Raw genomic sequence first — 13320 nt, 5'->3', positions numbered from 1 at the left:
CGAATCCGCAGGAAGCGAGGTTGGTTCCGGATGGTTGGCTGCTCAGGAAAACCTGCGAGCACTGTCCCCGCTCGTTTCACTGCTCAGCAGAACGGAACGACCGAGCGTAGTTAGAATAGTTACCACAGACAAAATTGAGCTTCCAATCCCGCAGTAATATCGCTGCTTCTGCTTCATGCTTGGCGTTAACTGGCTTGGAAGGCGTAACCATGATGCGTGCGACGAACAACAACCGAGAGCATTAATGGCTAAAGATGATTGGTATTTACGACACCGTGATCGAATCGAGCACGGCCCCTACTCACAAGCTGATCTGGCAGCAGCAGCGGCACAAGGAAACATTACAGATGAAACGGAAGTTCGACATGCAGTCCATACCCAAAACAAATGGGTTAAAGCGCTTCGCGTTCGATTCGTTGCTGAAGCGTTACCGAAGCCGCCAAAGACCACCCCGAGCAATGAGTTTCACGGGCTTGAGAGCTTAGGCGAGCAACAACGGAACACTCGCTTGCGACGCATGTCCAACCGTCCGACGATCCCAACAACTTGGCTAGGAGCATTTGCAGCGATCTTTGACTTTCGGTTCCGATATTTCGTGACGCCCTACATCATCCGCGTGACATGGGCGATTGTAGTCGCGGTGTTAGCATTCCAAGTAACGCTTTCCGGCCTCGGGACAATTGCCCTTATTGTTGGCGAACTGCACGACAGCGACGAGTCTGCTGCTATCGCACGTCCTCGTATCCCACAAGTAGATAACATCCCGTCGCCGGTTTTTGCCCCGTCCCCTGTCTTAGAGAAACTCGAACGATTTCGATTGCACGTCATCATTTACGTAGGGACGATTGTTGCAACGATCCTGTTTGGACTTTGGGTTCGGATCGGTCTGGAATTCACGATGGCGATTGTTCGTGGTGCCGAGGATTTACATGCCCTGCGGGATTTGTTTGAAAATGGCAAGGCCCGCCCGTAAATCGAGATCATATAAAAATTGCGGTTCACGACCAACTAACAAGATTTTTGCCCACGCATGGGCGGATCGAACGGCATCCGCGAACTGGGGCTGCTCAGTTGGTGGAGGTTCGTGAAACCGTTCGTGAGATAGAGATCCCAAAATACGTCGAGCAGGAAGTGACTCTGGCGCCGAAGCCATCGTTGCTGTCACGAGTCTCCGCGGATGATCTGCTGGGGTATGGAGTGCCGGAGCAATGGATCGACGACGTGCTGGCGGTCAACGAGGACACACTATCTGAACTCGTCGATCATTTGCCTCGGGAAGCCGCCGAAGCGGTCCTGGATTTGGCAACCGGCGTCACGCCACCGAAACCCGTTCACACCAGCGAAGACGTCGATCCGTTCTCTCACCCGGACGCGATCAGTCGCTTTCGGATCATGTCGGACGTCGATCAGTTACGAGGAGCACTCAATGCTCCCTGAGACAAGTGGGCGGTGTTCCTACATCCGTCGCAGGAAGCGATCGTTGATCGACCTTATAAAAGACCGCCAGAGTTTACGGGTCGGCACCAAACGCACCTCAACCAAATCGGATTGGTCTGCCGACTACGCACCTTTGAGAAATCGACGAAACATCCGTTTTCCTACTTCTTTACTTGATCAAGAAACTGTTGGGAAGCGATGACGGGCTTGCCAAATTCCCGAGCCTTTTTTGCTTTACCAGACGACGATGACGGGTCAACGGCAACGACTATATCGCATTTTGATTTGGTGACATTCGCGACAACGGAAAACCCGCAATCGGTTGCTAGTTTCTCAAGTTCGGCTTTCGGTAGTTTTCTACCGTTCGAATCGACGAAACTGCCGGTGAAGCAAATCGAGGCACCCTGAGGGATAGCGTCGCAATCACACTGAGCCTCGGTAACGGGAGGAACGCGGCCTGATTCGATTCCCAAAGCACTAGCAACACGCTTTAATGCAGCGTTTTCTTCTCTGGTGACCACGCCGTCTTTTTTTGCCCCCACGATCATCGCTTGAAAGTATTGTTCATGCGCGCTAGCGATTTCCGAGTCGGTAAGGGAGAGTTCCTCCGCTAAGAAATTCAGATGCAGGCGTTCGTCCAAGGTCAACACATGATCGTCGAGCCCCCAGTCGGGCAGGTCCATGTACTGAAGTAAACGAGTATCACCTTCGGTGTAAATAACTCGACTTAGAAGCCTATCAAACACGAGCGTGCCTTCATCAGCACACCGGCGGTGAGTCCGAACCGACATCTCGCCCGGCACACTCTCAAGTCTCAATGGCTCGCCCCCGCATTGCGGTTTCAACGCCTTCAACAGTCCGGCACTCGCACGGGCATCCGCGAGGGCACGGTGATGCTTTGGTGGCTCTACGCCGAGCATCTGACATGCGGCCGGCAACCTTTGTTTCGTCAGTTTCAACGTGCAGATGCCCATTCCAGGATCAAAGATCGAATTCAAGCGACCAAACTCTTGGCCGAGCATTCGCTCATCAAAAATCAAGTTATGAGCAACGATTATCCGATCACCTATCCGGTTCGCAATCGCGGGAGCAACTTCACTGAAAGAGGGTGCCATTGAGATCATCTTCGGTGTGATGCCATGCACATGTGTTGGTCCAAGATCACGCTCAGGATCAATCAATGTCTCGTATTCATCTACGAACCGCAGACTATGATCAAGAAGCACAATGCCGATCTCGATAACGCGATCGCCCTTGCCAAATCCCGTGGTCTCTACATCAACAACAGCAAACCCGGATTCCTTATTCGCCATGCCTTTCGCCCTTATTCATGATGCTTCTGGTACAAGACGACAAGTTTAGTCGATGCAGATCTAGGAATGTGCGACAGGAGCATCCCCTGAAACTTGATGATACAATCGAGCACTCCGTGAATTAAGTCAGTAGCGTGTTTGACGCGAAGTCACTCTGATTGTCGAAGTCACGACCAAACGAAATTAGAATTCCCGGCGTCCGTCGCTAAGTGAAATGAATGCTGCTGGACCTCTTGCTGCTGAATTGTGCAGGTCCGTGCCATGATTGTCTCGATCGCTTTACAACGATTCGTCCGACATCGATGAATCGTCCAATGGTGGGTAGAGTCCTGCATCCATTAGCGTTCTTCGAATTTCGACCTGCGGAACTCGATTTAGTTTTAAGAGAGCCACGGTTGCACGGCCGATGGGCGTTTTGCCCAAAACGTTTGCGTTGGACTGTAAATCGAAGTGCGTCTCCCAAGCTTCGCTTCGAGGAGAGAATAGTCGCACGATCTCGTTCGTTTCCGGATCGATCGAGGCGATATCGCTTCCTTTGGCACGGTTGCAAAGAAAACAGGTCCAGGCGAGGTTTGCTTCGCTCGTCTTGCCACCGTGCTTAGTCGCAATGATGTGATCCGGTTCGTGAGACAACAACACGTCGTCTTCGTGGATCAGACAGTACTCGCAGTGCTGGTTTGCGCGCTGGCGGATCGCACGGCGTAGCGGTGCAGGAACGTACTCGCTCATCGAGGCGGTCGTTCTTTGCTTTGATTGACCCGGATCCTGGCTTTGACTAAACGCATCAGTAGCTCGGCTTGTTCGAACTGTTCAAGCTCGCTGCGTGATGCTTGGTCGAGAGCGTTTTCACGATTTAGCTCCAGCAGTCGATTTGCCCGGTCGATCGACGAGCGGGAAGGCCGAAATTCGAGAATGCTGGCTGGCGATGGCGCGGAGGCAAACAGGGTTGCGATTTCATCGAACAGCGTGGAGGGTGCAGGTGCGGTCGACATCGAAAACTCCTTCGCAAGTCAAACCTTCTATTCTACTCGTGTTCGAATCAAGGAAGAACATTTTTTTGTTCTCCCAGAGCGTCCCGAAACCATCTTCTGGGAGAAACGGTTTCGGACTTCCCGCACCGCTTTACCCCAGGCACTCTCGCTTGCCCCAAAACGGTTGATTGACAAGCGGCGAGGACCATTTAAAGACTTGAAACACCGTTTACCAAGCAAAAAAGCCGAGATGTAAATCTCGGCTTTTTAAGCTTCTTCGCTCCGCCTCGTTTTGCAACTTTGCGGAACAGCTCCCCCGGCAGGACTCGAACCTGCGACAAGGCGGTTAACAGCCGCCTGCTCTACCAACTGAGCTACAGGGGATTGTAGCAATTGACTCGACTCGGTCGCCCTTGTCTTGTCATGCGTGGGAATTTAATCGATCGGTCGCGTGCCTGCAATATCGCCAACCTTTTTTCTGCGATTCAACGGGATTCTTTTTTTTGTCAACCCCTGATTGGGGCTCTTGATGCTCCCTTTTCACTCCGGGGGACTCTCTTTTGACCCGAATCACGCTGTTTGGTTCGCAGTGGAGATGATTTTTGGTGCTGATAGAGCTCGGTTGTTTGGTTGGGTTTGATTCGGTGGTTGGATGTTTCTGGTGTGTGGGGGATTCTTCAGTGGGGGAAAGATGACGCAGCGGTGGATTCTTGGGAGTGGTTGGCGATTGGGGTGCGCGGCCGGACGGCTTGCGCCGTTCCGCTAAGAAGAGTGGTTTTGGATTTGGATTGGTGCGGGGATCGCCTTTGGGGGTGGTTGGCGATTGGGGTGCGCGGCCGGACGGCTTGCGCCGTTCCGCTAAGAAGAGTGGTTTTGGTTTTCGTTTTGGATTGGTGCGGGGAGGCCGGACGGCTTGCGCCGTTCCGCTATGAAGAGTGGTTATTGCTGGTCTAGCCAGTCTAGGATGGCTTCGGCGATTTCTTCGATCTTGGCTTCGTCTACGGTGACTTGGTAATCGGCGGCGGATGCGTATTGGTCGATTCTGGATGCTAAGACTTCGGCGACCTCTTCTACTGGCGACTTGCCGGTCAGGCTGGGACGGACGGGGCCCTCCGCTTCATCGACGGCGATCCTTGCGGCTAACGTCTCGGGAGTCGCCTGCAGCCAGACGCAGCGGCCGCTCCTTGCTATTTGAGCTCGGTTCTCGGGTCTCAGGATCGCGCCGCCTCCAAGGGCTACGACGCTGTTGGGACGATCTGCCAACGCCGCCAATACCTTTGTCTCTAGGTCTCGAAAAACGGCTTCGCCTTCAGTGGCAAAAATTTCGGGGATCGTCTTGCCCGCCTCTTCGGTGATCGCCTCGTCCAAATCGATGACGTCGACGCCCAATTGCATTCCTAGCGACCTTGCTACGGAACTCTTCCCGCAGCCGCGATAGCCGGTTAAGTAAAGATGCTGAGCTGTCATGTTGGATTCCATGGCGGATCGATGATTGAACGAAAAAACGCTGCGGCTAGCGGGGTGATAATTTTTGTATGAGACGGCAATGGATCGGGGACGGTCTTGGTCTTTGTTCAAATTGTCCCGAACTGCAAACTTTGGCTGACAGCCTTATCCATGTTTTATCGCGTACTAAAGGATGGCTCGTCGTGCTATTTGCACGGGCGACGTTGAGCTGATCGATGGGTAGCATTCCTGCTGGCTATGCAGACTGTCGATTTCGTGCGTGCCGCCTTTCGCTCCACGAAAGGATGTGTGCTTAACGCTACTTTCACGGAGCGAAAGGGGACACTCGTCTGCGGACTCGATTGAATCGACAGGCTGGCAGCCTATCCTACTTGGGCATCTATTCTGACTGCTGCTTGTGGATGGATGCTGAGACGTATTGGCCTGGTCCGTCTTCGCCATAGTGGTCGGCCAAGATGGCTGCAAAATCTTCTCTTGTTCGCATCTTGGTGTAGCGGGCTCGGACGGTGTCGCCGTCGGGGTGGCTAGCGGTGTACTTGATGCAGAACTTCCGCATCAACAGTGGGCCTCGAGCCTCTCCGTAGGTTTGTTCGCACAACTGGAAGTGGCGTTCGATGACGGCGGCCTGTTGGTGCAACGTGGGCGGCGGTGGCATCGGCTGCCCCGCCGCTAAGGCTCGAGCCTGTTGGAAGATCCACGGATTCCCGATCGCTCCTCGGGCTACCGTGACTCCGTCGATGCCCGTTTCCTGCATCATCTGTATGCACGATTCGGCGGTAAACAGATCGCCGCTTCCCAGCACGATCCGGTCTTTGCCAAGGTGCTGCTTCACCTCTTTCAAAAACTCCCAGCGGCTGGGACCGATGTACCGCTGCTCGACCGTCCGCCCGTGGACCGTGACGGCCGCCAAGCCGGCGGCGAAACCTCCATCGAGAATCCGAAAAAATTGGTCTCGGGCTTCCGAAGAATCGTCGATCCCACGGCGCATCTTCACCGTCACGGGAATGGAGTCGGGAACCAGATCACGAGTTCGCTGAATGATCTCGATAGCGACGGCGGGCTGCGACAAATGAAAACCGCCTCGACACCTTCCCAACACCTTTTTGACAGGGCAGCCGAAATTGATGTCGATCACATCGAACCCCGCCTCGACCAACCGCAAAGCCCCCGCGGCAAACTGTTCCGGTTCGGCGCCCATCAATTGGCCGCCAACGGGATGTTCGTCCGGGTGAATGTCCAGGAAGTGCTTGGTCTTCTGCCGCTTCTTGACCGCCAACAAAAACTGGTCCAGCATCACCTCGCAGACCGAATAACCAGCTCCGAATTCGCGCGCGATCAACCGCATCGGTAGATCGCTGTAGCCAGACAACGCGGCCTGCACGACGGGGAAGTCGATCGCGACGTTGCCTATTCGGAACGGGGGGAGGGGCATGGGAGTTGGGAGCTGGGAGTGAAGGAGTTGGGAGTGAAGGAGTGAAGGAGTTGGGAGACACGGAGACACGGAGATTTGTGTGTCTCCTTGGGGTTTGGCAGGTTTTTCGGCTGCTGCCTTGTTGCGTGTGGTTCCCTCTTTTTAGTTGTCTACCGAGAATCGGTGGATGGTGGTTTCTTTTAGGGTCTCGCCTGGCTTTAGGAGCGTTGTTGGAAAGGTTGGTTTGTTGGGGGCGTCGGGATAGCCTTGAGTCTCTAAGCAAAAGGCTTCGTGGCCTCCGGCGCCCGCGGACGAATCGTTTCCGGGCAGGTGATTGGCGGTGTAGAGCTGCATGCCGGGCTGAGTCGTTTCGATCTCGAGGACTCGGCCTGTTTTGGGCTCGACGACTCGGGCTGCCGCTCGCAGTTCCCCTACGGTGCCTCGGACGACGTAGCAGTGGTCGTACCCGCTGGTCGCTGGCAGTTGGTCGACTCGATCACCAAACGCGGTCGGTTTGCGGAAATCAAAGACAGTTCCTTCGACGCTGTTAAACGTTCCCGTCGGAATCAGCGTCTCATCGACGTCCAGAAGTTCGTCCGCTTCGATGGCCGCCACATGCCCCATCGCGGACCCGCTACCAGCTCCGGCCAAATTCCAATAGCTGTGGTTCGTCAGATTGACGTGCGTTGCCGCGTCGGTCGTTGCGGTGAACTGGATCGTCAGTTCATTGGCGTCGTTCCAGCGATATTCGGTGACGACGGTCAGATTCCCGGGATAACCTTCATAGCCGTCGGGATCGACCAGCGTAAAGCGAACTCCGGCCCCCGCTGCTTCTTCAAACGTTTCGCAGCTCCACATCCGATGGTCGTAACTGGTATTACCGCCATGCAGATGGTTCGGTCCGTTGTTGATTACCAGCGAATACGATTTGCCATCGATTTCGAAATGCCCTTTGGCGATCCGGTTAGCGAACCGCCCAATGGTCCCACCAAAATGCGGGTGCGAGCCTAGGTAGCCGTCCAGAGAATCAAAAGAGAGATTCACGTTGGCTTTTTTCCCGTCACGGTCGGGAACGATCACCTCCAGCAACGTGGCTCCCCAGTCGGTCAGGCCGACGCTGTTGCCGTGTGAATTGGTCAAAACGTAGCGGGTAACCGGAGTCCCATCGGAGGTCTTTCCCCAAGCAGACGATTCAATCTTCACTGTCGTATCCTTCGCGAGTAAATTTGCCGGAACCACGGATCCAAGGAAACAGAGGAGAAGCACGCCCCACAGTCGAGTCCGCAACATCGGATCTGCCCTTTGGTAACCAAGAGTTTTGTATTTTTTGTATTGCCTGCCCAGTCGATCAGGCTAGCAGCAAAAAGCGGCGTAATCCTAAACCGATTCGGAAATCAACGCCATTGGACGTTCAGGGGTCGGTGGATTAAGCGAAAGGAGTAACGCGATGCGGCAGGTTTGAGTATTGAGTTTTTTAGCGGAACGGCGCGAGCCGTCCGGCCGGTTGTGGGGTGGGAGAGGAATCGGGCTGGACGGCTTGCGGCGTGCGCAAATAGGCCCAGCGAGCGACAGACACGAGTGGTTCTGTCGCCCGCTGGGCTTTTCTTTTCGCGACCCCCACTCCGGCGGCTGACGCCGCCGGCAAGTATCTGCCGCCCTCCGGGCTACGTGTTCACTCGGCCCCAGGAAGACTCGTCAACGGCTGCAAACCCTTCAGTTATAGAGTTTTCCCTGCCCAGCCGAGTCTGAGTGCGGTGCTTTTAGCCCAGCGGGCGACAGACAAGAGTGGTTCTGTCGCCCGCTGGGCTTTCCTTTTCGCGATTCCCGCTCCGGCGGCTTACACCGCCGGCAAGTATCTGCCGCCCTCCGGGCTACGTGTTCACTCGGCCCCAGGAAGACTCGTTAACGGCTGCAAACCCTTAACGGCTGCAAGCCCTTCATCTACGTGATGTCACGTCCCCCGCTAAAGAACGCTCCTTAAAAGCTACTTGCCCAGAGCAAAAGGCTAAAATTTTCCTCCGCCTTCAATCAAATCAACAAGCCGCTTCCGCTAGGAAAGAACGCTGCGAGCCGTCCGGCCGGTTTGTGGGGTAGGACGCGGATTGGGCCGGACGGCTTGCGGCGTGTTGCTAGGAAGAGAGGTTTGGGGCGAGCGAGTTTCTCTATTTTGTTTCGCCGTGGATGGTTGCGATTAAACTTCGCGAGCCTGCGTGGTCGCGATGCTCGCAGAGATAGATCCCTTGCCAGATCCCCAGGCTTAGGCGGCCTCTATAGATCGGCAGCGTCAGACTGTTGCCCATCAGGGAAGCTTTCACGTGGGCCGGCATGTCATCCGGTCCTTCCAGCGTGTGTTCGTAGGGCAAGCTTTCGGGGACCAGGTGGTTCATGGCGGTCTCGAAATCGACTCGGACCGTGGGATCGGCGTTTTCATTCAGCGTTAGCGAGGCACTTGTGTGCTGGATGAACAAATGCAGCAGGCCAACTTCGACGGTCTCCAGATCGTCAATCGCCGCTAGAACGTGCCGAGTCACCAAGTGGAAGCCTCGAGGGAAAGCGGGAAGTCGAATTTCAGTATGTGTCCACATGGGCGGTCCGATCGGGCGAAATAGGGAAGCGTTATCAAGAAAACCAGTATTGAGGGCACGCGATCTCAAATCTGTCAAAACGAAAAAGGATCTTTTCCAAAATATTTTTTGAGGGCCGATATGGCTAGGTTTAACCCGAATCAAGATTTAGTGAAAATCCCCATAAATTTTGCAAGTAGGGTTGACGCCCACCTGAAAGCAACTCCGCACCAAGAGGGTCTATGTCCACGGAACGCGGCATGAACGATCCATATCATGCGTTTAGAGGAATGATCCCTACCCTTGCGAAGTTCAGACTCGGTTTCAAGCTAGGTGAAGTGGGTCGGGGGGGAGGAATCTACCAAGCAAGGGTTTTCCGGACAAAACAGGGCATATCGGCGGTCTTTCTTCCGTACAAGGATGCCGTGCCAAGGCTTGATTCAGTCACTGGGCAACGACATTTTTCTTGACCTAATGGAATTCTCGGCGATACTCTAGGCATACCAAGCACGACGGGCTTGAAACCAGGACGCTCACGTTCTACTTCATCTGATTAAAACAAAAAGTTTTCGCCCGCTTGGCTCCCTATCTAACATTTTCGGGTTGCGTCGAAAGCTCCCGCTTAATTAATCGAACACCCACATATATCTCCCAATCCTCTAGCCCCACTTTTAAGGGACTGAATGATGAACAACTGCAAGAACGTATTTGAAGCCATTTTGCGTTATGGACACGACGAAGACTTCGTCCCAAACGAAAATGACGAGTTCAACCGCACTGACGCTCCTGCCGGATCGTCGGAAAAGATCGAAGTTCTTCGTAGCCGCGTTGAAAGCGGTCAGCCACTTTGGCACTACGAAGACCGGATCGATTACAGCGGCCTGACCGGAGCGATTCGCCCACGCGAATAAGTTCTCGGCAGTCCTAACCGGACAGCAAAAACGTCACCGCAAGTCAAACTTGCGGTGACGTTTTTTTATGCGCTGACCATCGCGGGGCGAAATCGTTTCAGCGATTTGACTATTTAACTTCAAAAATCGCTTCGATTTCGACACAGATCTTGCCCGGAAGCGAATTGGTTCCGAGGGCGCTTCGAGCGGCAACGCCGTTTTCTTCGCCGAAGACGTCACGGAAGAGTTCGCTGCAGCCATTGATAACCGCTGGCTGTTGGTCGAAATCGTCGGTGCTGCGAACCAAGCCAAGCAATTTGACCAACCGTACCACGCGGTCCAGGCTTCCCAGTTCGTTGCGAAGCGTGGCCAGCATGCCCAGGCCTGTTAGACGAGCGGCGTCGTAGCCGGCTTGAACGTCCATGTCTTCACCAAGACGCCCGGTGATCAACGTCTTGTCAGCCTGAAGCGGCCCGTGGCCCGACAGATAAGCCATTCCGCCGGTAACGACGATCGATTTGTAGACGCCGATCGGTTTTGGGCCTTCGGGCAGTTCGATACCTAAGGTTTTTAGTTGCGCATCAGCACTCATGGCGGGTTCTACCTTGTCATGGTTGAGATAGGGAGGACAGGGGCCGCGCCGATCGGCCAACCCCCAAAATTTTGGCAAGTCGCTTATCGTGGCCGATGATGGCAGTGCTGAAAAGGGTGGTCCGAGAATGGAAGCAGGACCGCCCCCTTGCCCAGTAGGACCGGCCGACCGTTCGTCGCCCCATGCATCCGACGACTATTTCTTGTAGACCGAATCGGGATCGACCAAGACTTCCGCGTTGATCTGCACCTTGGAATCGGCGGAGAGAGTCCGGTAGAAACAGCTCCGGTAGCCATCGTGACAGGCGGCTCCGGCCTGACGAACGCGAAGCAAAATCGTGTCCGCATCGCAGTCGATCCGAGCTTCCACCACTTCTTGAACGTGCCCGCTGGTCTCCCCTTTGCACCAAATCGAATTTCTTGAGCGGCTGAAATAGGTTGCCTTGCCGGTTTCAAGCGTCTGACGCCAAGCCGTTTCGTTCATCCAGGCCAGCATCAAGACATCGCCGTTGTCGGCGTCCTGCGCGATCGCAGGCAAGAGACCGTTATGGCCGCGTGAGAAATCAGGAAGTGCCGGGGAATCAGCAGGGAGAGACATAGGTCGTCGACAGGAAAGCGGAATGAGAGACAGAGTCCAGCCTACTCGATCGCGGAGCTCGCTGGAAAAACGTCGAGCGGACAACACCTGGTACGATAGGCCGGGCCGCCGGAGCTCGCAACATGGTGCCATCGCTCCTGGCAATACCGCACCCGTAGCTAGACTTGCCAGAGCGTGGACAGGCTGGCAAACCGTCACGAATAGTCTTGTTGCCGTTCGCTCGGGACGTGCGATTTATAGGTTGCGAACAAGTCGCAGCGGGTTCGGATTTTGGCCTCTTGCCACATCACTGCAATCCTCTCGTAAACCGCCAACGTACAAATCGCACGTCCCTCAGGAAACTCTCTTTCGCGTATTTCGTGTATTTCGCGGTTGTAAAAATTGGCAGGCGCGGCTCCCAGCCAGAACCAAAGCCGGGAAATATTTCAACCGCGAAAAACGCAAAAGACGCGAAAGAAGGAAGCGATTCAAAAAATGATTTCATTCCTTTGGGACGTGCGATTTATAGGTTGCGAACAAGTCGCAGCGGGTTCGGATTTTGGACTCTTGCCACGTCACTGCAATCCTCTCGTAAACCGCCAACGTATAAATCGCACGTCCCTCAGGAAACTCTCTTTCGCGTATTTCGTGTATTTCGCGGTTGTAAAAAATGGCAGGCGCGGCTCCCAGCCAGAACCAAAACCGGGAAATATTTCAACCGCGAAAAACGCAAAAGACGCGAAAGAAGGAAGCGATTCAAAAAATGATTTCATTCCTTTGGGACGTGCGATTTATAGGTTGCGAATAAGTCGCAGCGGGTTGGGATTCTGGACTCTTGCCACATCACTGCAATCCTCTAGTAAACCGCCGACGTATACATCGCACGTCCCCCAGGAAACTCTCTTTCGCGTATTTCGTGTATTTCGCGGTTGTAAAAATTAGCAGGCGCGGCTCCCAGCCAGAACCAAAACCGGGAAATATTTCAACCGCGAAAAACGCAGAAGACGCGAAAGAAGGAAGCGATTCGAAAAATGATTTCATTCCTTTGGGACGTGCAACTTATAGGTTGCGAATATGTCGCAGCAGGTTCGGATTTTGGCCTCTTGCCACATCACTGCAATCCTCTGGTAAACCGCCGACGTATAAATCGCACGTCCCTCAGGAAACTCTCTTTCGCATATTTCGTGTGTTTCGCGGTTGTAAAAATTAGCAGGCGCGGCTCCCAGCCAGAACCAAAACCGGGAAATATTTCAACCGCGAAAAATGCTCCAAAGGGACGTACTTTCGCGGATTGAAAGGCGACACTTACCAGGGCGGTTTAGGGGATCTCACTGCATTGCGAGACAATCCGGAGACTCCGCGGGATCGCTACAGGTGCCGTAAACGTGAAAGTTTTGCATGCGATTAGGTCGCACTGCGTCGCTTGTCGATGTAGTCCTTTGAATGGATTGCCCTCCGACACGTAAAGGAACCGTTAAGCGATGCCATCTCTCCCAACAAAACTGTCAATCGTTCTGCCGGTTCGCAATGCAGAGCCTCGGATCGCAAACGAAGTCTGGCGGGTACTGACGCTGGTTGCCGATGTGGTTGACGAGACGGTCGAGCTGATCATTGTGGACGACGGCAGCATGGACCGCACAACCCCCGCCGTCAATTCGCTACGGCTTCGTCACCCGGAACTGCGAGTGATGCGGCATGTGCGTCCCCGGGGCTTAGAGGCGGCGGGACAGACGGGCCTGGAGAGAGCGACCGGAGAGTTGATCTTTATCCAGGAGAGTGACACGCCGATGGTGATCGAAGACTTTTGCAAACTCTACGCGACAAGTAGTGACTCTTCGATCGTGGCGGCTCGACTGCAAACGGTGCCTCAAGAAATCGAGGGGCCTCTAGAACGTCGGTTGCGGGCCGCCGGCACGAACGCGGACCTCCATTACCGAACGACGTACGCTCCTGGACTGCAGATGATCCGCCGCAGCCACCTGCAGCAGTTGGCAGGCCCCAACGGTAAACGTCTTCAGTTGCACTCCGGGCAGCTGATCGCGTCGGATAGCAGCGAGTACGCAAGCCGCGCGTCCGCATAGGCCCGATAGGATCAGGCC

At 54.6% G+C, this 13320-nt stretch carries 13 protein-coding genes and 1 tRNA gene; 4 read left to right on the top strand and 10 right to left on the bottom strand.

Annotation, left to right across the window (positions count from 1 at the left end; all coding sequences use genetic code 11):
- The first annotated feature begins 244 nt into the window (after positions 1 to 244).
- Both FF011L_RS12360 and FF011L_RS12355 read left to right on the top strand, forming a co-directional pair.
- Positions 245 to 973: a DUF4282 domain-containing protein gene (locus tag FF011L_RS12360; protein WP_218933168.1), complete on the top strand. Its 729-nt coding sequence runs from the start codon at positions 245 to 247 to the stop codon at positions 971 to 973.
- A 47-nt stretch (positions 974 to 1020) separates the two neighbouring features.
- Positions 1021 to 1437 (top strand): hypothetical protein, encoded by a 417-nt coding sequence (locus FF011L_RS12355; protein WP_145351959.1) that lies wholly within the window; start codon positions 1021 to 1023, stop codon positions 1435 to 1437.
- A 161-nt stretch (positions 1438 to 1598) separates the two neighbouring features.
- Here the strand turns inward: FF011L_RS12355 and FF011L_RS12350 are convergent, their stop codons facing one another.
- The 8 genes from FF011L_RS12350 to FF011L_RS12315 form a co-directional block, all read right to left on the bottom strand.
- Positions 1599 to 2750: an exonuclease domain-containing protein gene (locus FF011L_RS12350; RefSeq protein WP_145351958.1), complete on the bottom strand. Its 1152-nt coding sequence runs from the start codon at positions 2748 to 2750 to the stop codon at positions 1599 to 1601.
- 279 nt (positions 2751 to 3029) lie between these two features.
- On the bottom strand, positions 3030 to 3479 hold the full coding sequence (locus FF011L_RS12345; RefSeq protein ID WP_145351957.1) for an HNH endonuclease: 450 nt from the start codon (positions 3477 to 3479) through the stop codon (positions 3030 to 3032).
- Positions 3476 to 3742: a hypothetical protein gene (locus tag FF011L_RS12340; RefSeq protein ID WP_145351956.1), complete on the bottom strand. Its 267-nt coding sequence runs from the start codon at positions 3740 to 3742 to the stop codon at positions 3476 to 3478. Before FF011L_RS12340 ends, FF011L_RS12345 begins: the two co-directional genes overlap by 4 nt.
- A gap of 290 nt (positions 3743 to 4032) precedes the next feature.
- Positions 4033 to 4105, bottom strand: a tRNA-Asn gene (locus tag FF011L_RS12335).
- Between the two features lie 555 nt (positions 4106 to 4660).
- Positions 4661 to 5188: a shikimate kinase gene (locus tag FF011L_RS12330; protein ID WP_218933167.1), complete on the bottom strand. Its 528-nt coding sequence runs from the start codon at positions 5186 to 5188 to the stop codon at positions 4661 to 4663.
- A 379-nt stretch (positions 5189 to 5567) separates the two neighbouring features.
- On the bottom strand, positions 5568 to 6620 hold the full coding sequence (locus FF011L_RS12325) for a tRNA dihydrouridine synthase (RefSeq protein WP_145351954.1): 1053 nt from the start codon (positions 6618 to 6620) through the stop codon (positions 5568 to 5570).
- A 141-nt stretch (positions 6621 to 6761) separates the two neighbouring features.
- Positions 6762 to 7889, bottom strand: coding sequence for an aldose epimerase family protein (locus FF011L_RS12320; RefSeq protein ID WP_315851708.1), 1128 nt, complete (start codon positions 7887 to 7889; stop codon positions 6762 to 6764).
- Between the two features lie 872 nt (positions 7890 to 8761).
- On the bottom strand, positions 8762 to 9184 hold the full coding sequence (locus tag FF011L_RS12315; protein WP_145351953.1) for a secondary thiamine-phosphate synthase enzyme YjbQ: 423 nt from the start codon (positions 9182 to 9184) through the stop codon (positions 8762 to 8764).
- Between the two features lie 665 nt (positions 9185 to 9849).
- On the opposite strand from FF011L_RS12315, the gene FF011L_RS12310 reads away from it, so the two are divergent.
- Positions 9850 to 10074 carry a hypothetical protein gene (locus tag FF011L_RS12310; protein ID WP_145351952.1) on the top strand — a complete coding sequence of 75 codons (225 nt, stop codon included), beginning with the start codon at positions 9850 to 9852 and terminating at the stop codon, positions 10072 to 10074.
- A gap of 109 nt (positions 10075 to 10183) precedes the next feature.
- Here the strand turns inward: FF011L_RS12310 and FF011L_RS12305 are convergent, their stop codons facing one another.
- Entirely contained in the window at positions 10184 to 10645 is a 462-nt protein-coding gene (locus tag FF011L_RS12305) for a RidA family protein (RefSeq protein ID WP_145351951.1), read from the bottom strand.
- A 195-nt stretch (positions 10646 to 10840) separates the two neighbouring features.
- Entirely contained in the window at positions 10841 to 11242 is a 402-nt protein-coding gene (hisI, locus tag FF011L_RS12300) for a phosphoribosyl-AMP cyclohydrolase (protein WP_145351950.1), read from the bottom strand.
- Between the two features lie 1460 nt (positions 11243 to 12702).
- Here hisI and FF011L_RS12295 point away from each other — a divergent pair.
- Positions 12703 to 13302, top strand: coding sequence for a glycosyltransferase family 2 protein (locus tag FF011L_RS12295; RefSeq protein ID WP_145351949.1), 600 nt, complete (start codon positions 12703 to 12705; stop codon positions 13300 to 13302).
- Positions 13303 to 13320: the final 18 nt, after the last annotated feature.

Source organism: Roseimaritima multifibrata, from assembly GCF_007741495.1.
GTDB lineage: Bacteria > Planctomycetota > Planctomycetia > Pirellulales > Pirellulaceae > Roseimaritima > Roseimaritima multifibrata.
The sequence above is the reverse complement of the archived record's forward strand: the minus strand, read 5'-3'. Positions and strand labels throughout refer to the sequence as shown.

Coding starts and splice junctions, on each gene's coding strand:
- FF011L_RS12360 (WP_218933168.1), top strand. CDS start 245: ATGGCTAAAGATGATTGGTATTTACGACACCGTGATCGAATCGAGCAC.
- FF011L_RS12350 (WP_145351958.1), bottom strand. CDS start 2,750: ATGGCGAATAAGGAATCCGGGTTTGCTGTTGTTGATGTAGAGACCACG.
- FF011L_RS12345 (WP_145351957.1), bottom strand. CDS start 3,479: ATGAGCGAGTACGTTCCTGCACCGCTACGCCGTGCGATCCGCCAGCGC.
- FF011L_RS12340 (WP_145351956.1), bottom strand. CDS start 3,742: ATGTCGACCGCACCTGCACCCTCCACGCTGTTCGATGAAATCGCAACC.
- FF011L_RS12330 (WP_218933167.1), bottom strand. CDS start 5,188: ATGACAGCTCAGCATCTTTACTTAACCGGCTATCGCGGCTGCGGGAAG.
- FF011L_RS12325 (WP_145351954.1), bottom strand. CDS start 6,620: ATGCCCCTCCCCCCGTTCCGAATAGGCAACGTCGCGATCGACTTCCCC.
- FF011L_RS12320 (WP_315851708.1), bottom strand. CDS start 7,889: ATGTTGCGGACTCGACTGTGGGGCGTGCTTCTCCTCTGTTTCCTTGGA.
- FF011L_RS12315 (WP_145351953.1), bottom strand. CDS start 9,184: ATGTGGACACATACTGAAATTCGACTTCCCGCTTTCCCTCGAGGCTTC.
- FF011L_RS12310 (WP_145351952.1), top strand. CDS start 9,850: ATGAACAACTGCAAGAACGTATTTGAAGCCATTTTGCGTTATGGACAC.
- FF011L_RS12305 (WP_145351951.1), bottom strand. CDS start 10,645: ATGAGTGCTGATGCGCAACTAAAAACCTTAGGTATCGAACTGCCCGAA.
- hisI (WP_145351950.1), bottom strand. CDS start 11,242: ATGTCTCTCCCTGCTGATTCCCCGGCACTTCCTGATTTCTCACGCGGC.
- FF011L_RS12295 (WP_145351949.1), top strand. CDS start 12,703: ATGCCATCTCTCCCAACAAAACTGTCAATCGTTCTGCCGGTTCGCAAT.